This is a genomic window from Brachybacterium sp. AOP43-C2-M15, assembly GCF_052446295.1.
Classification (GTDB): Bacteria; Actinomycetota; Actinomycetes; order Actinomycetales; family Dermabacteraceae; genus Brachybacterium.
Genome location: NZ_JBQSWB010000007.1, coordinates 125,044 through 144,313, shown reverse-complemented (window position 1 = coordinate 144,313; position 19,270 = coordinate 125,044). Strand labels below are relative to the sequence as shown.

Here is a 19,270-nt window from a genome sequence, read left to right as displayed (position 1 = left end):
CGGGTACGGTGAGGCCACCCGACCCCCAGGAGGATCCCGGCATGCCGATCGCCGCCCCCACCGCTGACGAGCTCGCCCTGCTCCAGGACGAGGCCGTGCGCTTCACCCGCGAGCTGATCCGCATCGACACCAGCAACTTCGGCGGCGACGACCCCGCCACCTGGGGCAGGGGGGAGACCGAGGCGGCGGACCACGTCGTCCCCCTGCTCCGCGAGGTGGGCCTGGAGCCCATCGTCGTCGAGTCGGCCCCCGGCCGGCCGAGCGTGCTGGTGACGATCCCCGGAGCGGACCGCTCCCGCGGGGGCCTCATCCTGCACGGCCATCTCGACGTGGTCCCCGCCCGCGCGGAGGACTGGACGGTGGACCCCTTCGGCGGCGAGCTGATCGACGGCATGATCTACGGCCGCGGCGCCGTGGACATGAAGGACATGGTCGGGATGATCCTCGCCCTCGCCCGCCACCTCGCCCGCAGCGGGCAGACCCCGCCCCGCGACCTCATGTTCGCCTTCTTCGCGGACGAGGAGAACGGCGGCGTGTGGGGCACCGAGTGGCTCGCCGAGCACCGCCCCGAGCTGTTCGACGGCATGACCGAGGCGATCAGCGAGGTGGGCGGCTACTCGATCTCCCTGCCGGAGGAGGACACCGGCGAGGACGTGCGCGCCTATCTGGTGCAGACGGCGGAGAAGGGCCTGGCCTGGGGCCGCCTGCGCGCCCACGGACGTGCCGGCCACGGCTCGGTCCCCAACCAGGAGAACGCCATCGTGCGCCTGGCCCGCGCGATCGCCGCGATCGACGAGCATGAGTTCCCCCTCCAGTGCATCGCCAGCGTGCGGGCCCTGTTCGACGGGATCACGGAGATCACGGGCACCGGCTGGGACGAGGGCGACATCGACTCCTTCCTGCCCCTGGCCGGCGGGGCCCGCCAGTTCGTCTCCGGCACGCTGCGCGACTCGGTCAACCTGACCATGCTCGAGAGCGGGTACAAGGTCAACGTGATCCCGCAGACCGCGGAGGCCGGCTTCGACTGCCGCTTCCTGCCCGGTCATCAGGAGGAGGTGCTCGCGCTGCTCGACGAGCTGTCCGGCGAGCACGTCGAGGTGATCGTGGACCACGTCGGGGTGTCGGTCGACTCCCCGCGCGAGTCCCCGCTGGTCGACGCGATGACCGCCGCCGTCCAGGCCGAGGACCCGGGCTGCCGCGTGCTCCCCTACTGCCTGAGCGCCGGCACGGACAACAAGTCGCTCAGCCTGCTGGGCATCTCGGGATACGGCTTCGTGCCGCTGCAGCTGCCGCCCGATCTGGACTTCGCACCGCTGTTCCACGGCGTCGACGAGCGGGTGCCCGTGGAGGCGGTCCGCTTCGGGGCGCGGGTGCTGCTGCGCCTGGTGGGCGACTGCTGAGGCGAGCGAGGCAGCAGCGCCTGCGCTGCATGACCGGCAGCGCGCGCCGGATCACAGCGCGTGCGCGCGGGATCGGGGGACGCCCGGGTCAGTGCTCGGGGGTCCCCTCGCCGGGCTCCCCGGCCGCGTCCTGGGCGGCGCGGCACACCGCCATGATCTCCTCCGCCTCGATCGGATCCTCCGGCCCGATCCCGGTGTACCAGCTCGGAGCGTTCCTCAGGACCTGCTCCAGCAGCTCGGTGGCGTCCAGCCGCTCGCCGTCCCGGGCCTGCTGCTCGGTCTCGACCAGCCAGCGGTCCACCAGGGCGAGGGTGCCGCCGACGATGAAGCGGCAGGTGGCCTCTCCGCCCATCCGGGGCGGGACAGCGTCGCCGAGCCGATCCATCGCCATGCCGTGGAGCTTCGTCATGGTGTCGACGAGGATCATGTAGGTGCGGTGGGTGAACTTCAGGTCCAGGGCACCGCGCAGGAAGGCGTGGTGGCGCTCGACGTGCGCGACGAGCATCCCGAAGCCGAACTGCACGGCCCGCTGGATGGAGAGTCCCTGCATCGCGAGCTCACGACCGCGGTCCCAGGCGGCGTCGAACATCTGCTGCAGCATCGCGCCCATGAGGTCGTCGAGGCCGGCGAAGTGGCTGTAGAACGCGGCACGGCTGACGCCCGCGCGCTTGGCGAGGGCGTTGACGGTCACCTCGCCGTCGCTCGCGGAGAGGTCCCGGGCGGCGGCGAAGATCGCGGCCTTGGTCCGGGCCGGGCGGGGGTCCGGGGCGCGGTCGCTCGTGCTGGGCATTGGCCCATCGTAACCGGTCCGCACCGCCAGGGCCTGCGCCGTTGTGGCACGTCGTACGGACGCGCCGCACGACGGGGAGGTGCGGCAGGATGGGGCCATGCGCTCCTTCCTCTCCGGAATGACCGGGGCCCGTCCGCCGGCGCGGCATCCGCTCCTCGACGGCCTGCGCGGGCAGACGATCCTGCACACCCGCGTCGCCGCCCGCGGCACCTGGACGGTCACCGCTCGCGGATGGGTGCTGCAGTCGCGGATCCAGCTCCTGGACGGCCCCGGGGCCACCTCCGAGCAGCCCGCGGCCGTCGGCCTGCGCGATCCGCGGCTCGTGGGAACCGCCGTCCAGGACGCGGAGATGATCGAGGGCCGCCTGACGCTCACCCTGCGGACCCCCCGAGGCCCGCTGCGGCTGAGCACGGTCCCCGCCTGGCGGCTGGACGGCCCGCGCGGGGCGATGCTCCAGGTGGCGGAGAAGGGCGAGCTCACCGATCGGCCGCCCGGACCGCCGGTCCACGCGACCCCCGAGGCCCTCGCCGCGCACGCCGCCTCCTCCCGCAGCGGCATCGAGGAGCGGCTGCTCGCCCTGGGGCGCGACCAGTGCCTGCACCCGGGCCATGTGGTGTCCGTGCTCGCGAGCGCCGGCGCGCTGGACGATGCGGAGTTCGAGCGCCGCGGCCCCCTGCTCCTGGCGCGTCTGCTCGCCCGGGGTGAGATCCGCGCAGGATTCGTGACCGCGGGCCGGTTCACGGCCTGGGACCTGTCGCTCGAGGAGGTCGTCGAGCACGTGGGCACCACCTGGGTCGCCGTCGGCGGCCGCACCCCGGGGCCCGACATGATCGCCTGGTTCGAGATCACCGACGTCGGCCGGGAGGCGCTGGGACCCACGAGCGCCCAGGCCATGCCCCCGGGGATGTCGGGCTACGACTCCCCGGGGGTGGTCGGCGGATTCCGCTGAGGCCCTCCCCCGGGCCGCGGAGTCCCTCACCCCTGATGGACCCCGTCACCGTAGTCGTGCTCGGCCCGACCTGCCGCACCGGTTCTGGCCATCTGTAAGCATTCTCTCCGGTAACGTGAGCGCCCCCTCCGCCCCGGTGGCGCCCCGGCGCCTCGCGCGGCGCTACCCTGAAGGTCACCACGTCGAGAAAGGCGGTCGAGATGCCCGCACGTACCGTGAAGGTCGCGAGCACCAGCGGCCTCCATGCCCGCCCGGCCGCGATCTTCTCCCAGGCGGCCAGCGAGCAGCCCGCCGCCGTCACCATCGAGACGGCCGACGCCGGGCCGGTGAAGGCCTCCAGCATCCTGATGCTGCTCACCCTGAACGTCGACCACGAGGACGAGGTGACGCTCCGGGCGGAGGGCGAGGCGGCCGAGCAGTCCCTCGACACGCTCGCGGGCCTGCTCGAGACCAATCTCGACGAGGACTTCCAGGACCGCTGAGCCAGGCGCGCCGAGCCGGACCCGCCGCTGGGTCGGGCCCGCCGCTGGGCCAGGCGCGCCGCTGGGCCAGGCGCGCCGCTGGGTCGAGCGCGCCGAGCGCGGCACGCGCCTCGGGCCGCGATGTGCGAAGGCCCCCGCCGGATCCCGGCGGGGGCCTTCGCGGACCCGGAACATCCCCAGGTCATGGGCGGTAGCGGCGGGATTTGAACCCGCGGTACGGGGTTACCGTACACATCATTTCGAGTGATGCACCTTCGGCCGCTCGGACACGCTACCGTCGAACAGCTTAGCCGCCGCGAGGCCGGGCGTTCAAACCGTCCGGGCGGCGACGCGAGTCACATCACTCCTGCGAGCCGCTCCTGCGAGTCACTCCTGCGAGGAGGCCCGCACCACCGCGACGTTGCCGGTGGCGTGCAGGACAGTCGCATGGGCGGTCGAGCCGAATCGCCCCCGGCTCAGCCCGCGATGTCCGATGACCAGGATCCGCGCACCGGCCGCCGCGGTCAGCAGTCCCTCGGCGACCGTACGGTCCACCACCACCCGGGACCGGACCACGATCCCCTCCTGCCGGGCCGACGCCCGCGCGGCCCCTTCATCCAGCATGCCCCGCGAACGGCTTCCTGCGCTCCACGCCTCCGCGCTGCTCGCAGAGGGCGCATGGGCCCCGGCCTGCACATGGACCACACGGAGCGGGACCTCCCAGGCCGCGGCGAGATCGGCGGCGACATCGATCGCGTCCCCTGCGGCGTCGGAGCCGTCGTAGGCGACCAGCACGGGGCCGGCGCGGTGCTGGTCCGAGCGGATCACCGCGACCGGGCAGCCCGCGTCGTGGAGGATCCCGCGGCTGACCGAGCCGAGCAGGGTGCCCATCACCGCTCCGAGGCCCCGGGTGCCGACGACCAGCAGGTCGGTCCTGCCGGAGATCTCCTGGAGCGCCTCGCGCGGCATCCCCGTGAGCAGCTCGGCGGTGATCGGCACCTCGGGGAACAGGGCGGCGATCCGCTCCACCGCGTCGTCGAGCAGTCGGCTGGCCTGGTTGCGCGGCCCCGCAGGATCGATCACGGGGATCCCGGACATCCCCTGCCCGAGGAGGGGCCAGGTCCAGGCATGGACGAGATGCAGACCCGAGTCCGTGCTCCGCGCGAGCTCGGCGGCCCAGCGCACAGCCGCCGTCGATGCCGTGGTGTCGTCATATCCCACCACGATGTTCTGACCGGTGAGAGCCACGATCCACACCTCCCTGGGCGGGTCGGCGACGGGGCTCCAGGATACGCCGACGGGTGCGGGGTGGCGAGGGTGGGCGGGTCGGCTCGGGCCGGGGCGGCCCGGGCTGGGGAGGGCCGGGCCGGGCCACCTCGTCTCACGGACTGTTCGGCCCGCTCCTGCGGGGAGGGGACCCCGGCGTCGGCTGCCACCCGAGCGCGAGGTCGAGCAGCTCGTCGTCCTCCTCGTCCTCCTCGACCCCGTCCTCCCAGGACCACCGCAGCCCGAAGGTGCCCGGACCGAAGCGGGCCTCGCTGAGCTGGAGACGATCGCGATGATCAAGACGCACCGAGGCGACGGACTCCCCCGACTCCGTGCGTCGGTACTTCTCGCAGTCGACGGGCTTCAGATCCCCCCGGAACTCGACCTCGAGGAGGACGTCGTTCGCCCGGCGGGGCAGGCTGTACATCGCGCCGGTCACGTCCGTGGCATGCGCCCTCATCTCGACCCGGTAGGCGAGCGAGGCGACCTGGCCCGCGTCGAGCCGGCCGTCCACGAGCAGCTCCACCCCGTACGCCCTCCGCTCGGGCCACACCACCCTCCGCCCCACGGTGCATCCCTCGAGCGCCGTGTAGTGCGGCGCGACGTTCGGTTCATTGGGCTCGAGGACGTGCACCGCAGGCAGACGGCACACCCCGGACTCGAGAGCACGGACCATCAACCGATAGTCGAACCTCTGCACGTCCCGGGTGGAATCGATCGTCGCGAGCTGATGGAAGACCCGCTCGTGGGCGTACTGCTGCGCGGACTCGAACCCGAGGGCCTGGAGCGCCTCGCGGAAGACGTCACGGCTGCTCCGTCGGCCCAGGAAGCTGGTCGCCTGGACGGACCGGCCCCGCAGCCGCGGCGCTCCCACCAGGTCCGCGAGCGAATCCGGAGGGCGGCCCAGCAGGTCCTCCAGCGCCGCCACGACCCCCAGCGACTGCTCGCCCCCGGGCAGGCTCCTGCCCGACTGCCAGTTGCTCAGCGTCGCCACGCTGACCGGCCGGTTCCGTGCGCGCAGGCGGTGGGAGATGACCGTCAGCGACAGGCCGCTCTGCTCGATCGACCTGCGCAGCTCCGTCGCGAAGCGTTCACTCCCACCTGTGCCCATCTCGCCTCACCTCTCCGTGCCTCCACCCCGTCGCGACGCGTCACCGAGCGGCTGCCGAGCCGCCCGGACGCAGGGCCCGTTCAGCATTTTTGACATACCTGTAAAACACTGAGCGTAGCGTCCATGACGGACCTCACACCGCGGGTCCTCGCAATCTGGAAGTCAGGAGGTCAGACCGCTATGCGCCAGGTCGAGCTGTTCCCGATCGGCCCATCCTCGCCCACAGCGGCGAGCGGTGGCCACGTGGACCACCTCCAGCGCCATGGCGTCCCGGGCTCCACGACCGGTGCGACCCGCAGCCCGAGGAGCGCACCGACCCGTGATGGGCACATCATGCCCCGCCCGCGCCACCGCGGTCGACCCCTGCGCCGCACGGGCGACCACCCCGATCCCATGAGCGGCATCCTCGCCGCTCACCGTGCGTCCCGCGGCACCGCCGCGCGGAGTACGACCCCGAGCGTCGCGGGCAGTGAGGCCGAGACCTCCGCGATGCCGCTCAGCTCGACGATTCGGCCGTACCGAGAGGAACGCTGTCCCCATGACTCAGCACACAGTCGATACGACGGGAACGACTCCCCGCGCTCCGGAGCAGCCTCCCGAGCTCTCACCCCGTCCTGCTCCTCGACCGACTGAACGCATCCTGTTCGGCGATGCGGTCCGCACGCCCTACAGCTGGCTGCGCGATCACCGGGACCCGGCGGTCGCCGAGCACTTCGCCGCCGAGAACGCGCGCACCGATGAGCACACCGCGCATCTCGGAGCGCTGCACGCCTCGCTGAGCCGGGACCTCGAGCGCCCGGAACCGCAGATCGAGCTGTCCGCACCGGTCCTCCTGGGCGGCTGGTGGTACATCGACCGCGCGGATCCCGCCGACGGCGCCACCCTCTCCCGCGTCCGCGACCGGGACGGTCTGCGCGGCCCGTCCGGCGTCCCCGACGTCGTGCCCGGGACCCTCCTCGAGGGCGAGGAGATCCTGGTGGCCGACTGCCTCGCGATGGTCGGCTTCGCCGTCTCCCCCGATCACCGGCTGATCGCACGCGCCGAGGCGGCCATCGGCGGCTGCCGTCTGATCGTCACCGACATCGCCACCGGCGACGTCGTGGACGGCTCGGTCGACGGCGCCGGGCCCGACCTGGTGTTCTCCGCGGACTCCGCCTGCCTGCTGCATACGCGGCTCGACGATCTCGGCCGACGCCACGAGGTCCGCTGCCACCGGCTCGGCTCCTCGCCCGCGTCGGACGCCCTCCTGCTCGAGGAGCCCGACCACTGGGCCGATCTGCAGCTCACCCGCTCCCGCGACGGCTCCTCCCTGCTGATCCGGTCCGTCTCCCCCACGGGGAGCGAGGTCTGGATCACGGATCTCGACGAGGCGTGCGCCCCGGCACGGTCGCTGACCGGTCGCATCCCCGACGCCCACCCCGTGGTCGAGCACGCCGGCGACCGGCTGCTCGTGATCCATGAGGAGCCCGGGAGCCGCCTGAGCGTGCTCGGCCAGGTCGGGCTCGAGGCGATGGACGGGTTGGACTCCGTGTCCACGCTGCTGACGGCCCGCGAGGGCGAGCACTTCGAGTCCGTCGAGGCCTTCGCCGGCTTCGTCGCCCTCCAGCTGCGCTCCGACGGGCTCCCGCAGGTGCGGCTGCTGCCGCGGCGGGCCGACGGCTCACTCGACACGCTGACCATGCGGACCGTGGGACAGGGGGGCGAGCTGACCTCGATCCGCCTCGAGCCCACACCGGACTGGCACCAGCGCGCCGTCCGGTACCGCCTCGACAGCTTCCTCACCCCGCCCACCGTCCTCGAGCACGACGTGGAGACCGGCGAGGACACCGTGCTGCTGCGGGCCGAGGTGCCCGGCCACGACCCCGAGCGGTACGTGGAGCGTCGGCTGTGGGCCCGCTCCTCCGACGGCGTGCGGGTGCCGATCTCGGTGTTCGCTCGGCGCGACGTGCCGCTGGACGGGACCGCGCCCGGCCTCCTGTACGGGGACGGCGCGTTCGGCACCTCGACCGATCCGCTGCTGCGCCGGGAGGCCCTGGCCGTCGCCGATCACGGCGTCGTGGTCGCCATCGCGCACGTGCGCGGCGGCGGCGAGCTGGGCCCCGACTGGCATCGCCAGGGCCGACGTCTGCGCAAGACCGCGTCCTTCGAGGACTTCGTCGCCTGTGCCGGCCACCTGGTGGCGACCGGCTGGGCGGCCGCGGACCGCCTCGGCGCCGTCGGCACCGGACCCGGCGGGCTGCTGGTCGGCGCGGCGGCGAACCTCGCCCCCGAACGCTTCCGCGCGGTGCTGGCGGGGCTGCCGCTCGTGGACCCGCTGGAGACCCTCCTGGACCCCGACGTGATGCTCACCCTCGAGGAGTGGGCCGAGTGGGGCGACCCGGCGGCCGACGAGGCGACCTACCGCTCCCTGGCCTCCTACAGCCCGGCGGAGAACGTGCGCGAGGCCGAGTACCCGGCGGTCTTCGCCTGGACCTCCCTCGACGGCACCGAGGTCCCCCCGGCCTGCGCGGCGATCTGGGTCGCGCAGCTGCGGGACCACGTGACCTCCGACCCCGCGGAGCGTCCGATCCTGCTGCGCGCCACGCCCACGCTGGGCGCCGCGGGCGACCCGCGGGTCGAGGGGGTGGCCTGGCTCCTGGATCAGCTCGGCGCGGCTACCCTCGAGGAATGACCCAGGAGCTCCCGCACCCCGCACCGACCCCCGCACATCACCCCACCGAACGGGTCTTCCACGGCGACGTCGTGGTGGACCCGTTCGAATGGATGCGGGACAAGACCGATCCTGCGGTGATCGCGCACCTGGAGTCGGAGAACGCCTACGCCGACGCCCGCACCGCGCACCTGGAGCCGCTGCGGCGCACCCTGGTCGGCGAATTCGTCGGCCATACCCAGGAGACGGACCTCAGCGTCCCCGTGCGCCGCGACCACTGGTGGTACATCACCCGCACCACCGCCGGGGACGACTATCCGCGGTTCACCCGGGTGGCGGACGCCGGCGCCCTGCCGCTGGTCGAGCCCGGGGTGATGCTCGAGGGCGAGCAGGTGCTGCTGGACGCGCAGGCCGAGGCCGCCGACTCCGAGTTCTACTCCCTCGGCGGACTCGTCCCCTCCCCCGACCACACACTCCACGCCTCGGCGGTGGACACCGCGGGCGATGAGCGCTTCACGATCCGGGTCACCGACATCGCCTCCGGCGCCGTCGTCGACGAGGCCGTGACCGGGGCGGGCTACGGCCTGGCGTTCTCCGCCGACCAGGAGTGGCTGTTCTACGCCCGGGTCGACGAGGCCTGGCGCCAGCACCAGATCTGGCGCCACCGCATCGGCGGCCCCGCGAGCGAGGACGTTCTGGTCATCGAGGAGCCCGACGAGCGCTTCATGATCGGCTTCGACCGCTCGCGCGACGGCTCGACGCTGGTGATCCAGGCCGGGTCGACGTCCACCACCGAGGCGTGGCTGCTGGATCTCGCGGACCCGACGTCGGCCCCCGTGCCCGCGGGCGGCCGCCGCGACGGCGTCGACTACGCCCTCGAGCACGCCGGCGACCGGCTGCTGGTGGTGCACAACGACGGCCACCGCGGCTTCGCGCTCGCGCAGGCCCCGCTGGACGCGCCCGAGTCCTGGGAGCAGCTGCTGGTCGCCGGCGAGGGCGAGCGCCTGCTCTCGGTCGAGGCGTTCGCGGGCTTCGTCGCCCTCGAGCTGCGCAGCGGCGGGCTCGCGAGCGTGCGCCTGATCCCGCGGGCCGCCGACGGGTCGCTGCGGATCGCCGAGGCCACGGACATCTCCCACGGCGGCGAGCTGGACACCGTCGAGCTCGACACGAACCCGAACTGGGACCAGAGCGTGGTGCGGTACCAGCTGACCAGCATGCTCACCCCGCCCACGATCGCCGAGCGCGACGTCGCGAGCGGGGAGACCACGGTCCTGCGCGTCACCCCCGTGCCGAACTTCGATCCGTCCCTGTACGTCGAGCGGCGCGAGTGGGCGACGGCGGCCGACGGGACCGCGATCCCGCTCAGCGTGGCGGCGCGGCGCGAGGTGCCGGCCGACGGCACCGCCCCCGGCTACCTGTACGGCTACGGCTCCTACGAGATGTCGATCGACCCGAGCTTCGTCCCCACCCGACTGTCGCTGCTGGACCGCGGCCTGGTGGTCGCGATCGCGCACGTGCGCGGCGGCGGCGAGATGGGCCGCGACTGGTACGAGCACGGGAAGCTGCTGGAGAAGAAGAACTCCTTCAGCGACTTCGTGGCCGCGGCCGCGCACCTCGTCGACACCGGGCAGGTGGCCGCTGACCGGCTCTCCGCCGAGGGACGCAGCGCCGGCGGGCTGCTGATGGGCGGCGTCGCGAACCTGGCGCCGGAGCGGTTCCGGGCGATCATCGCCGGGGTGCCCTTCGTCGACGCTCTGACCACGATCCTGGACCCCTCCCTGCCGCTGACCGTCGGCGAGTGGGAGGAGTGGGGCGACCCGCTGCACGACGCGGGCGTGTACGCGTACATGAAGGAGTACACCCCGTACGAGAACGTCGCCGCGGTGGAGTACCCGGCGATCTTCGCCTCGACCTCGCTGAACGACACCCGGGTGTTCTTCGTCGAGCCCGCCAAGTGGGTGGCGAGGCTGCGGGAGACCGTCACCTCCGACCAGGCGCAGCGCCCGATCCTGTTCCGCTGCGAGATGGTCGCCGGGCACGGCGGCCGCTCGGGCCGCTACCGCAAGTGGGAGCAGCGGGCCGACGAGCTGGCGTGGCTGCTGGACCAGCTCGGAGCGACCGAGCTGCTCTGACAGCAGGGCACGAGCGCATGCGCGTGCCGCGCACCCCGCACCGGGCGCCGCTCACCGGCGCCGGGCACCGCGCACCGGGAACCAGGCACCTCGCACCCCGCACCTCGCACCTCGCACCTCGCACCTCGCACCGGGCACGGTGCCTGACGTGTCGGAATCAGGGCCGGATACCGACGCGTCAGGCGCCCTCGGCCGAAGGGCCCGGCGAGCTCATCGGCCGAAGGGCCCGGCGAGCTCACTCGACGGGCAGGACCGCGCCCGAGTAGGTCTCCTCGATGAACGCCTTGACGTCCTCGGAGTGCAGCAGCTCGTCGAGCTTGATCAGCGCCTCGTTCTCGGCATCCTCGGTGCGGACCACGAGCATGTTCGCGAAGGGGTTGTCCTCCCCGGACTCGAGGACCAGCGAATCCTCGACCGGGTCGATGTCCGCCTCGAGGGCGTAGTTGCCGTTGATCACGGCGAGCGCGTAGTCGCCCAGGGTGCGGGGCAGCAGCGCCGGATCGATCTCCTGGAGGTCGAGGTTCCGGGGGTTCTCGGCGATGTCGTCCGGGGTGGCCAGGGTGGGCTCGACACCGTCGGTCAGGGTGAGCAGACCCTCGCCGGCGAGCAGCGCGAGGGCGCGACCGCGGTTGGTGGGGTCGTTCGGGATGCCGACGGAGGCGCCGTCCTCGATGTCGTCGACGCTCGAGAGGGAGTCGGAGAAGATCCCGAGCGGCTCGATGTGCACGCCCTCGAAGGGGGTCAGCTCGTAGCCGTTCTCCGCGATCTCGGTCTCGAGGTAGGGCAGGTGCTGGAAGAAGTTCGCATCCACCTCGCCCTCGCTGAGCAGACGGTTCGGGATCGGGTACTCGGTCTGCTCCTGCAGGTCGAGCTCGAGGCCGGCGTCCGCGGCGAGGTTGTCCTTGACGAAGGTCAGGATCTCCATGTGCGGCAGCGGGGTCGCGGCGATGCGGATCGTGGTGGTGCCGCCCTCCTCGGCCAGCGGGGTCCCCTCCTCCCCGCCGCAGGCGGCGAGGGTGAGGGCGGCGAGGCCGGCGCCGGAGGCGAACAGGGTGCGGCGGGAGACGGTGCTCATGAGGGATCCTCCAGGGGATGGGACAGGGGTCGGGCCGGGGGGGGGAGTCAGGCGGTGGACGTCGAACGGGGGGAGTCAGGCGGGGGGGGGAGCCGGACGGGGGTCAGACGGTGCGGGCGCGGTGGTCCACCGCGCGGGAGAGGCGGTCGCCGATCTGCTGCACGAGGATCACGATGGCGACCAGCAGCAGGACGGTGACGATGATGATCTCGGTCTGGTAGCCGGTGTAGCCGCGGTTGTACGCGAGCTGGCCCAGGCCTCCGGCGTTCACGGAGCCGGCCATCGCGGTGTAGCCGATGACGGCGATCGTGGTGGTGGTGATCGAGCCGATGATGCCGGGCAGCGCCTCGGGGACCAGCACCTGGCGGATCACCTGCCAGCGGTCGGCGCCCATCATCCGCACCGCCTCGATCTTGCCCGCGGGGATCTCGCGCAGGTTCAGCTCGAACAGCCGCGCCGCGAAGGGCACCGCGGCGATGGTCAGCGCGATCATCGCGGCGTTCGGGCCGGTGGAGCGGCCGGTGATCGCCGAGGTGATCGGGATCAGGGCGATGATCAGGATGAAGAAGGGGAAGGAGCGCAGCACGTTCACCACGAACCCGGTGACCTGGTTGATCCGGCGCACCACCGGCGAAGGGGAGTCGTCGGTCTCGAACAGGGCGATCCCCAGCGGGAGGCCCAGCAGCACCGTGAGCGCCATGGTCACCACGGTCATGTAGAGGGTGACGACGGTGGCCTGCCAGGGCCCGCCGTCCCAGCGGGTCAGCAGCGGGTTCTGGAGCCACTCCTGCAGCGTCTCGATCATGCGGACACCTCCCTGACGACCACGCCGGCCGCGTCGAGCTCGGCGAGATAGGCCGCGAGGCCCTCCGTGCTGATGGCGGCCCCGGAGCGGTTGCGCAGGGCCAGCTGCACGCGTCCCACCTGGCGCCCGCCGATGGTCTCGATGGTGCCGGCGACCAGGGTCGCCTCGGCACCGTGCTCGGAGGCGGCGCGGATCAGGTCCTCACTGGTGCGGAAGCGCCCGGAGTCGCCGTAGTCGCAGTTGACGACGACGGCGTCGATCCCGGTGGGCGCCGGGGGCAGCGGGATCAGCTCGGAGCTCAGCGGACCGTGCGGGTCCGCGGCCACGTCGAGCAGCTCGCCGGTCTGCGTGATGCGCCCGTCCTGCAGCAGGGTGACGGTGTCGCAGACCTCGCGCACCACGCCCATCTCGTGGGTGATGATCACGACGGTGATGCCGAGGCGCTCGCGCAGGTCGCTGATCAGGCGCAGGATCTGCCGGGTGGTGGAGCCGTCGAGCGCGCTGGTGGGCTCGTCGCACAGCAGCACCTTGGGCTCGGCCGCCAGGCCGCGGGCGATGCCGACGCGCTGGACCTGCCCGCCGGAGAGCTGCGCGGGGTGGTTGTGCTCGCGGCCGGTGAGGCCCACGAGGTCCACCAGCTCGGCGACACGCTCCCGGCGCTGCGCGGCGGGCACGCCGGCGATCTCGAGCGGGTGCGCGATGTTCTGGGCGGCGGTGCGGGAGTCGAGCAGGTTCGCGTGCTGGAAGACCATGCCGATGTTGCGCCGGGCGGCGCGCAGCGCCTTCCCCTCCAGGGCGGCGATGTCGGTGCCGTCCACCTCGACCCGCCCCGTGGTGGGCTTCTCGAGCCCGGTGAGGCAGCGGATCAGGGTCGACTTGCCGGCGCCGGAACGGCCGACGATGCCGTGCACGCGGCCGGGCTCGAGATGGAGGTCGATGCCGTCGAGCGCGACGACGGGGTCTCCCCTGCCCGGTGCGGGAAAGACCTTCGTGAGGCCGTCGAGAGTGATCACCACGGAAGTACAGCACCCGCACCGTCCCTGCTCCGAGCACTTGTTCATCCGGCGCAACAAAGGTCACAGACCCGCAGGCCGGGATGTGGATGGGGTCACGGGCTCGTCGACCGCCCGGCAGCCCTTCCCACTGCCGGGCCGTGCGGGGCCCCGGGCCCTGCGGCTCCCCACGCTCCCCGGCGTCGCGATCTAGCCTCTGGAGCGCTCCACCCGGGCCTCGTCCCAGACCGGCACGTCGGACTCCCGGACCGCCCCGTCGGCTCCGAAGACGACGAAGCGGTCCATGTCCCGCACGAACCAGCGGTCATGGGTGACGGCGACGACCGTGCCCTCGAAGGCGGCGAGCGCCTGCTGCAGCGCCTCGGCGGATTCGAGGTCGAGGTTGTCCGTGGGCTCGTCGAGCAGCAGCAGGGTCGCGCCGCCGAGCTCGAGCAGCAGGATCTGGAACCGTGCCTGCTGACCGCCCGAGAGGGACTCGAAGGTCTGCTCCGCGGAGCGTGCGAGCTCGTAGCGGGCCAGGGCCCTCGCGGCCTCCTCGCGCGGCCTGCCCGCCCGGTGCTCGTCCCCGCGGTGCAGGATCTCCAGCAGGGTGCGGCCCAGGAGGTCGGCGCGCCCGTGGGTCTGGGCGAACCATCCGGGACGCACGCGGGCACCCAGGCGGGCCGTGCCGGCGTGCTCCACCCGCTCGATCGGGACCTCCGCGACGGGCAGGTGCTCGGGGTCCGGATCACTGCCGCCGGCGGCGAGCAGGCGCAGGAAGTGGGACTTGCCGGAGCCGTTGGAGCCCAGCACCGCGACCCGGTCGCCGAAGCGCACCTCGAGGTCGAAGGGGTCCATGAGACCGGTGAGCTCGAGGGACCGGCAGATGATCGCCCGTTTGCCCGTGCGGCCGCCCCGCAGGCGCATGCCGAGCTTCTGCTCGCGCGGCTGCTCCTCGGGCGGGCCCGCCTGTTCGAACCGTTCCAGACGGGTCTGCGCCGCACGGTAGCGGGAGGCCATATCGGAGTTGTACGCGGCCTTCTGCTTGTACATCTGCACCAGGGCGCGCAGCTTGGCGTGCTCCTCGTCCCAGCGCCGGCGCTGCTCGTCCAGGCGTGCGAAGCGCCGCTCACGCGCCTCGGGATAGGTGCTGAAGCCCCCCGGATGGGTCCACGCGGTGTTGCCCGCGGCGCCGAGCTCGAGGGTGACGATGCCGGTGGCGGTGCGGTCCAGCAGCTCGCGGTCGTGGCTGACGTAGAGGACGTTCTTGCCGCTCTCCACCAGCCGCTCCTCGAGCCATCGCTTCCCGGGGACGTCCAGGAAGTTGTCCGGCTCGTCCAGCAGCAGCGTCTCGTCGGGACCGCGCAGCAGCGCCTCGAGGGCGAGGCGCTTCTGCTCACCGCCGGAGAGGGAGGCGACGGCGCGATCCCGGCACCCCTCGAACGTGGTGCCCAGGGCTGCCACGGTGCACACGTCCCACAGCACCTCGGCCTCGTAGCCGCCCGCTTCGCCCCAGCGGGTCAGGGCGGAGGCGAACGCCATCTGGCGCGAGGTGGAGGGATCCTCCTCCATGGCGTGCTCCGCGCTCTCCAGGGCGAGCCCCGCCTCCCGCACCTGTGGTGGGGCGAGGGACAGCAGCAGGGCATGCACCGTGGCGCCGGTGAGGAACTGCCGCATCACGCCGAGCCCACCGGTGCGGGTGACGGCGCCGGCCTCGGGCACGATCTCGCCGAGGATGATCCGCAGCAGGGTGGTCTTGCCCGCCCCGTTGGCCCCGATCAGCGCCAGACGCTCCCCGTCACCGACGCGCAGCGACACCTCGCGCAGCAGCGGACGGCCGTCGGGCAGCGCGTGGTCGACGGAGGCGACATCGAGGTATCCCATGGCTCCAGGTGTACCGCGATCGGCGGCCGGAGTCAGCACATTTTCTCCGGGCGGCCGCCTCGCCGCGGGCCCGGCCCGGCCCTGGCCCTGGCTCGGCCCGGTCCGGTCCTGGCCCCGGCCCGGCCCTGACACCCCGGCACCCCGGCACCCCGGCACCCCGGCACCCGCCTGACAAATCTCATGGCCCACCCGTGAAGCGTGCCCGCACGCCGGTGATCCCCCGCCCTACTGCCTCGCCGCCGTCCACGGGAGAGTGGAGCCACACGACCCCGCACCACCGCCGAGGAGGCGCCCCATGATCCAGGACTTCTTCACCCAGCTCACGTCCTTCGTCGAAGGCCTCGACGCCTGGCAGCAGGTCCTCGCTCTGGTGCCCGTCGGCGCCATCCCCTTCATCGAGTCCTACCTCGGCAGCATGCTCGGCACGATCGTGGGCATCCATCCGCTGGTCGCGATCCCCGCCGCCGTGCTCGGCAATCTGCTGTGCACCTTCGGCATCATCGCGCTGACCGGCCGGGCACGGGATGCGGTGACCCGGGGTCGCGGCGACGCCCGCGGAGTGGCCCGGGCGGCGGACGCCGAGTCGGGGTTCCGCAAGAAGGTCGCCACCTCGCTGGACAAGTACGGCGTCCCCGGCGTGTGCCTGCTGGGACCGCTCGTGGTGGCCTCGCAGATCACCGCTCCCACGCTGGTCGCCCTCGGCGCCACCCGCCGGCAGGTCTACGTCTGGATGGGCATCTCGATCGCCGCCTGGGGGATCCTGTTCGGGCTCTTCGGGAACCTGGTCGGCGGCGCCATCGCCTGAAGCACCGCCTGAGGCGCCTCCCGGGGCACCGCGCCCGGGGCGCCCTGAGTAGGCTCCCGGGCAGGCCCCGCCCTGCCACCCCATCGCCACCGGCCCGGAGAGGACAGCCGTGACCACGACCAGCACCCGCCAGTGGAGCATCTTCTTCAGCTACACCGCGTACTCGGTGGTGGTCGTGCTGGTGCTGATGCCGCTGGGGGTGCTGCTGGTGCTCAGCGCACGGCTCCCCGACGCGCTGGCCGCCCACCCGTTCGCCACCGTGCTGCTGCTGGTGCAGCTCGCCGTCGGCGGCTGGGCCGCCTGGCGCACGATGCACCACTGGTCGAGGTCCGAGACCTCCGCCGGGCACGGGCGCTGGGACCTGCCGCGCCTGGGATGGCTGCGACCGGACCGCAGCATGCTCGTCGTGCTGGGCCTCAGCGCAGCGATGACCGTGGTCACGCCGATGACCGGTGCTGATCCGCGGCTGCTGATCGCCTCGCTGACCCTTCTGCTCGCCCTGCTCGGGATGTGCTGGCACTGGTGGATCAGCAGCCTCGCGGCCGTGGTGCTGGGCGCCGGAGCGCTCGCCCTCGGCGCCGCCGCACCGCCGCTGGCCGTCGGCGTCCTCTTCGTGATCGCGGCGGTGACCTCCGTGCGGGCGACGCTCTGGCTGGCAGCGGTGGTGCGCGAGCTGGAGGACGCCCGTCACGCCCTGGCACAGCTCGCCGTCGCCGAGGAGCGCCTGCGCTTCGCCCGCGACCTGCACGACGTCACCGGGCGGGACCTGTCCGTGATCGCGGTGAAGTCCGAGCTGGTGGCCCAGCTCGCCGAGCGGGGAGATCCCCGCGCCGTGGAGCACGGGCGGGAGGTCGCGCAGATCGCCCGCACCTCGCTGGCCGAGATCCGCGCGCTCGTGCGCGGCTACCGGGAGGCGGATCTCGCCTCCGAGCTGCGCGGCACCGCCTCGCTGCTGCGCTCCGCCCAGGCGAGCGTGCGGATCGAGGGCGACGCCGACCTCGTCCCCGCCGACCATGCCGCGACCGCCGCCTGGGTGCTGCGCGAGGGCGGCACCAACATCCTGCGCCACGCCGACCCGTCGGCCGTCACCCTCGCGCTGGGCCCCGACGGGATCACCCTCACGAACGACGGCGCCCCGGACAGCGGCGAGGTGCACGAGGGCAGCGGCCTGACCGGCCTGCGCGAGCGCCTCGATCCCGGCAGCCGCCTCACCGTCACTCGCGAGGGCGGGACCTTCACCCTCGACGTCCGCTTCGAGACCACCGGAGAGCCCCGATGACGCACGAGCCCAGCTCCCCTCCCGTCGAGCCCCTGCGGGTGATCCTCGTCGACGACGAGCACCTGATCCGCTCGGCCCTGGCCACGATGCTCTCCCTCGAGGACGACCTCGCGGTGGGCGGCGAGGCCGGGTCGGTCGCCGACGGGGTGTGCCTGGCCGGCGCCGAGCAGCCGGACGTCGCGGTCGTGGACCTGCAGCTGCCCGACGGGGACGGCCTGGACCTGTGCGCCCGGATCGCGGAGGTCTCCCCCGCCACGCGCTGCCTGGTCCTCACCTCGCACGCCCGGCCCGGCTACCTCAAGCGCGCCCTCGCGCAGGGGGTGCTGGGCTTCCTGCCGAAGACCGCCTCGGCCGAGCAGCTGGCCCGTGCCGTGCGCGCGGTCGCCGCGGGAAGGCGCGCGATCGACCCGGAGCTCGCGGCGGAGACCATCTCCTCGGGCGACTCCCCGCTCACGCCCCGGGAGTCCGACGTGCTCGAGTACGCGGCCGACGGTGCCGCCGTGGAGCAGATCGCCCGGCGCGCCCACCTCGCCGAGGGCACGGTGCGCAACTATCTCTCGAGCGCCCAGGCGAAGCTGCACGCCGCGAACCGGCACGAGGCGGTCGCGATCGCGCGCCGTCAGGGCTGGATCTGAGTCAGGCGCTCGCGCCCTCGGCGAAGCTCGTCTCCACGATCTCCGCGACGTCCAGCGGTTCGCTGTAGGTGATCTGCTCGGCCTCGATCCACACGCTCTGCATCGCCTCGAGCTGATCGGGCTGCGGGGCGAGATCGGGCAGGTAGGTGTACATCGGGGAGGACTTCAGCACCTCGATGTCCTGGCCGAGGGTGTCGGAGAGGATCTGGTAGACGTCGTCGCTCTGGGTGCCGTCCTCGGAGAGCTCCTGCGCGCCCTTCGCGAGCGCGGTGAAGAAGCCCTGCGCGTGCTCGGCGGTCACGAAGGTCTCGGAGTAGATGACGCCGGTGCCTGTGGTGCCCTGCGCGGGCACCGCGATCGGGGAGGCGACGCCCGCCTCCTCCATCGAGCTGGAGAAGGGGGCCGACGGGGTCGCGGCGTCGACGGAGCCGTTGGTGATCGCGGGCTCCTGGTCGGGGGTGGCGAGATTGGAGATCTCCACGTCGTTCAGGGTCAGCCCGCCCTCCTCGAGCATCGCTGCGAGCAGGTAGCCGCCGGTCGCTCCGGGGCCGCCGGCGACGCCGATGGTGCGGCCCTCGAGGTCCGCGACGGTGGAGACCGTGCCGTCGTCGATGAGCTCCTGGCGCACCTCGAGGGCGGTGGGCGAGTTCTCGGGGTCGCCCGGGGAGATGCCCATCGAGCCGACCACCTTGAAGGCCAGCCCCTGCTCGAGGGCGTTGAACATGCCGGCGCTGAACCCGGCGACCATCACGTCGAGCTGGTCGTTGGAGAGCATCGGCACGCCGTCCTGGCCGGACTGCAGCGGGGTCAGCTCGAGGGTGATGCCCTCGTCCTCGAAGTAGCCCATCGAGTCGGCCACGTACAGCGGCGCGAACAGGGCCGAGGGCAGGTGGCCCACTCGCACGGTGCCGTCGGTGCCGCTTCCCGAGCCGGAATCGGGGTCCTCCCCGGTCACGGCGGAGCCGCAGGCGGCCAGGGCGGTGCCGACCGCGGAGGCGGAGGCGAGGGAGAGAAGGGTGCGTCGTCGCATGACGTG

At 72.9% G+C, this 19,270-nt stretch carries 16 protein-coding genes and 1 tRNA gene; 8 read left to right on the top strand and 9 right to left on the bottom strand.

What is annotated here, in order from left to right; translation table 11 throughout:
- Nucleotides 1-41: 41 nt before the first annotated feature.
- The gene (locus tag ACT3SP_RS09510; RefSeq protein ID WP_444587040.1) at nucleotides 42-1,400 is read left to right on the top strand and encodes a M20/M25/M40 family metallo-hydrolase; all 1,359 of its coding nucleotides are present in this window, start codon (nucleotides 42-44) and stop codon (nucleotides 1,398-1,400) included.
- 88 nt (nucleotides 1,401-1,488) lie between these two features.
- On the opposite strand, the gene ACT3SP_RS09505 is transcribed toward ACT3SP_RS09510, so the two are convergent.
- Nucleotides 1,489-2,190, bottom strand: a complete 702-nt coding sequence (locus ACT3SP_RS09505) for a TetR/AcrR family transcriptional regulator (RefSeq protein ID WP_444587039.1) — start codon at nucleotides 2,188-2,190, stop codon at nucleotides 1,489-1,491.
- Nucleotides 2,191-2,287: 97 nt separating this feature from the next.
- On the opposite strand from ACT3SP_RS09505, the gene ACT3SP_RS09500 reads away from it, so the two are divergent.
- Nucleotides 2,288-3,139 (top strand): hypothetical protein, encoded by an 852-nt coding sequence (locus ACT3SP_RS09500; RefSeq protein ID WP_444587038.1) that lies wholly within the window; start codon nucleotides 2,288-2,290, stop codon nucleotides 3,137-3,139.
- A gap of 200 nt (nucleotides 3,140-3,339) precedes the next feature.
- Nucleotides 3,340-3,621, top strand: a complete 282-nt coding sequence (locus tag ACT3SP_RS09495; protein WP_444587037.1) for an HPr family phosphocarrier protein — start codon at nucleotides 3,340-3,342, stop codon at nucleotides 3,619-3,621.
- Nucleotides 3,622-3,809: 188 nt separating this feature from the next.
- On the opposite strand, the gene ACT3SP_RS09490 is transcribed toward ACT3SP_RS09495, so the two are convergent.
- The 3 genes from ACT3SP_RS09490 to ACT3SP_RS09480 form a co-directional block, all read right to left on the bottom strand.
- Nucleotides 3,810-3,897 (bottom strand) — tRNA-Ser (locus tag ACT3SP_RS09490).
- 90 nt (nucleotides 3,898-3,987) lie between these two features.
- Nucleotides 3,988-4,848, bottom strand: coding sequence for a universal stress protein (locus ACT3SP_RS09485; RefSeq protein WP_444587036.1), 861 nt, complete (start codon nucleotides 4,846-4,848; stop codon nucleotides 3,988-3,990).
- 133 nt (nucleotides 4,849-4,981) lie between these two features.
- Nucleotides 4,982-5,977 (bottom strand): helix-turn-helix domain-containing protein, encoded by a 996-nt coding sequence (locus tag ACT3SP_RS09480; protein ID WP_444587035.1) that lies wholly within the window; start codon nucleotides 5,975-5,977, stop codon nucleotides 4,982-4,984.
- Between the two features lie 538 nt (nucleotides 5,978-6,515).
- Between ACT3SP_RS09480 and ACT3SP_RS09475 the strand changes: the two genes are divergently transcribed.
- The gene (locus ACT3SP_RS09475) at nucleotides 6,516-8,648 is read left to right on the top strand and encodes a prolyl oligopeptidase family serine peptidase (RefSeq protein WP_444587034.1); all 2,133 of its coding nucleotides are present in this window, start codon (nucleotides 6,516-6,518) and stop codon (nucleotides 8,646-8,648) included.
- Nucleotides 8,645-10,759 carry a S9 family peptidase gene (locus ACT3SP_RS09470; protein WP_444587033.1) on the top strand — a complete coding sequence of 705 codons (2,115 nt, stop codon included), beginning with the start codon at nucleotides 8,645-8,647 and terminating at the stop codon, nucleotides 10,757-10,759. The genes ACT3SP_RS09475 and ACT3SP_RS09470 overlap by 4 nt, the downstream gene beginning before the upstream one ends.
- A gap of 235 nt (nucleotides 10,760-10,994) precedes the next feature.
- Here ACT3SP_RS09470 and ACT3SP_RS09465 read toward each other — a convergent pair whose 3' ends face one another.
- From ACT3SP_RS09465 to ACT3SP_RS09450, 4 genes are all read right to left on the bottom strand, one after another.
- On the bottom strand, nucleotides 10,995-11,834 hold the full coding sequence (locus ACT3SP_RS09465; RefSeq protein ID WP_444587032.1) for a MetQ/NlpA family ABC transporter substrate-binding protein: 840 nt from the start codon (nucleotides 11,832-11,834) through the stop codon (nucleotides 10,995-10,997).
- A gap of 103 nt (nucleotides 11,835-11,937) precedes the next feature.
- Nucleotides 11,938-12,639 carry a methionine ABC transporter permease gene (locus tag ACT3SP_RS09460; RefSeq protein ID WP_444587031.1) on the bottom strand — a complete coding sequence of 234 codons (702 nt, stop codon included), beginning with the start codon at nucleotides 12,637-12,639 and terminating at the stop codon, nucleotides 11,938-11,940.
- Nucleotides 12,636-13,652 (bottom strand): methionine ABC transporter ATP-binding protein, encoded by a 1,017-nt coding sequence (locus ACT3SP_RS09455; protein ID WP_444587030.1) that lies wholly within the window; start codon nucleotides 13,650-13,652, stop codon nucleotides 12,636-12,638. Before ACT3SP_RS09455 ends, ACT3SP_RS09460 begins: the two co-directional genes overlap by 4 nt.
- 189 nt (nucleotides 13,653-13,841) lie before the next feature.
- Nucleotides 13,842-15,515 carry an ABC-F family ATP-binding cassette domain-containing protein gene (locus ACT3SP_RS09450; protein WP_444587029.1) on the bottom strand — a complete coding sequence of 558 codons (1,674 nt, stop codon included), beginning with the start codon at nucleotides 15,513-15,515 and terminating at the stop codon, nucleotides 13,842-13,844.
- A 295-nt stretch (nucleotides 15,516-15,810) separates the two neighbouring features.
- Between ACT3SP_RS09450 and ACT3SP_RS09445 the strand changes: the two genes are divergently transcribed.
- The 3 genes from ACT3SP_RS09445 (at nucleotide 15,811) to ACT3SP_RS09435 (ending at nucleotide 18,234) form a co-directional block, all read left to right on the top strand.
- Nucleotides 15,811-16,320, top strand: a complete 510-nt coding sequence (locus ACT3SP_RS09445; protein WP_444587028.1) for a hypothetical protein — start codon at nucleotides 15,811-15,813, stop codon at nucleotides 16,318-16,320.
- Nucleotides 16,321-16,429: 109 nt separating this feature from the next.
- Complete coding sequence (locus ACT3SP_RS09440) at nucleotides 16,430-17,599, top strand: sensor histidine kinase (protein ID WP_444587027.1); 1,170 nt, start codon at nucleotides 16,430-16,432, stop codon at nucleotides 17,597-17,599.
- Nucleotides 17,596-18,234, top strand: coding sequence for a response regulator (locus ACT3SP_RS09435; protein WP_444587026.1), 639 nt, complete (start codon nucleotides 17,596-17,598; stop codon nucleotides 18,232-18,234). Before ACT3SP_RS09440 ends, ACT3SP_RS09435 begins: the two co-directional genes overlap by 4 nt.
- A gap of 1 nt (nucleotide 18,235) precedes the next feature.
- Here ACT3SP_RS09435 and ACT3SP_RS09430 read toward each other — a convergent pair whose 3' ends face one another.
- The gene (locus ACT3SP_RS09430; protein WP_444587025.1) at nucleotides 18,236-19,264 is read right to left on the bottom strand and encodes an ABC transporter substrate-binding protein; all 1,029 of its coding nucleotides are present in this window, start codon (nucleotides 19,262-19,264) and stop codon (nucleotides 18,236-18,238) included.
- Between the last annotated feature and the right edge of the window lie 6 nt (nucleotides 19,265-19,270).

What these genes read in the sequence shown, in the direction of transcription:
- ACT3SP_RS09510 (WP_444587040.1), top strand. Translation starts at nt 42, where the DNA reads ATGCCGATCGCCGCCCCCACCGCTGACGAGCTCGCCCTGCTCCAGGAC.
- ACT3SP_RS09505 (WP_444587039.1), bottom strand. Translation starts at nt 2,190, where the DNA reads ATGCCCAGCACGAGCGACCGCGCCCCGGACCCCCGCCCGGCCCGGACC.
- ACT3SP_RS09500 (WP_444587038.1), top strand. Translation starts at nt 2,288, where the DNA reads ATGCGCTCCTTCCTCTCCGGAATGACCGGGGCCCGTCCGCCGGCGCGG.
- ACT3SP_RS09495 (WP_444587037.1), top strand. Translation starts at nt 3,340, where the DNA reads ATGCCCGCACGTACCGTGAAGGTCGCGAGCACCAGCGGCCTCCATGCC.
- ACT3SP_RS09480 (WP_444587035.1), bottom strand. Translation starts at nt 5,977, where the DNA reads ATGGGCACAGGTGGGAGTGAACGCTTCGCGACGGAGCTGCGCAGGTCG.
- ACT3SP_RS09475 (WP_444587034.1), top strand. Translation starts at nt 6,516, where the DNA reads ATGACTCAGCACACAGTCGATACGACGGGAACGACTCCCCGCGCTCCG.
- ACT3SP_RS09470 (WP_444587033.1), top strand. Translation starts at nt 8,645, where the DNA reads ATGACCCAGGAGCTCCCGCACCCCGCACCGACCCCCGCACATCACCCC.
- ACT3SP_RS09465 (WP_444587032.1), bottom strand. Translation starts at nt 11,834, where the DNA reads ATGAGCACCGTCTCCCGCCGCACCCTGTTCGCCTCCGGCGCCGGCCTC.
- ACT3SP_RS09460 (WP_444587031.1), bottom strand. Translation starts at nt 12,639, where the DNA reads ATGATCGAGACGCTGCAGGAGTGGCTCCAGAACCCGCTGCTGACCCGC.
- ACT3SP_RS09450 (WP_444587029.1), bottom strand. Translation starts at nt 15,515, where the DNA reads ATGGGATACCTCGATGTCGCCTCCGTCGACCACGCGCTGCCCGACGGC.
- ACT3SP_RS09445 (WP_444587028.1), top strand. Translation starts at nt 15,811, where the DNA reads ATGATCCAGGACTTCTTCACCCAGCTCACGTCCTTCGTCGAAGGCCTC.
- ACT3SP_RS09435 (WP_444587026.1), top strand. Translation starts at nt 17,596, where the DNA reads ATGACGCACGAGCCCAGCTCCCCTCCCGTCGAGCCCCTGCGGGTGATC.
- ACT3SP_RS09430 (WP_444587025.1), bottom strand. Translation starts at nt 19,264, where the DNA reads ATGCGACGACGCACCCTTCTCTCCCTCGCCTCCGCCTCCGCGGTCGGC.